Source organism: Rhizobium sp. 05L419 (assembly GCF_056397845.1).
In genome coordinates this window covers 1-519 of sequence record NZ_JBFTOF010000087.1, presented here as the reverse complement: position 1 = coordinate 519, position 519 = coordinate 1, and the positions used below count along the sequence as shown (strand labels likewise).

Here is a 519-nt window from a genome sequence, read left to right as displayed (position 1 = left end):
TGATCGAAATGCCGTTGCGCTTCCTGTCGTGCCGCCTCGGGCGTGAGCGGCTTCGGCTCGGCCAGCGGATGGCCGGGCGTCTCGTAGAGAACAATACCGTCACGGGCAATGTCGACGAAAAACGGCAGCCCGCGTGCGAGCTTGTCGTTGACGTCGTGAAGGCTGTGGGCAATCACCTTGGCAGGSGTTTCCAATTGCCCGGTGACCGCGAACTCCCGCCCCAGGCGCTCGTCGATTGCYAACCASACCTCGTTCTCCTCGGCAAAGGATTCGGTGTTTACAACGGCAAGCAGATCATAGTCGGAGCGGTAGCCGCTGTCCCGATCCTCGACCCAGTCRCCSCGCGAATASGACCCGWACAGRAWCAGTTTCAGGATGCGGCCCGAGCGCGCCTTTTCCGACAGCTTGGTTTTCTGAGCATCGTCGAATTCTTCAAAGACAATCTGAACGACGCGGGCCAGCTCACGGCGTTTCTTGTCGGGCAGATGATCGAGTTGGTCGAGTATGATCAAGGCGAGG

At 59.8% G+C, this 519-nt stretch carries 1 pseudogene; it reads right to left on the bottom strand.

Annotated elements, in window-relative coordinates:
* Nucleotides 1-512: pseudogene (locus AC1DMK_RS31105) on the bottom strand (nucleotidyltransferase); the annotation flags it as partial.
* Between the last annotated feature and the right edge of the window lie 7 nt (nucleotides 513-519).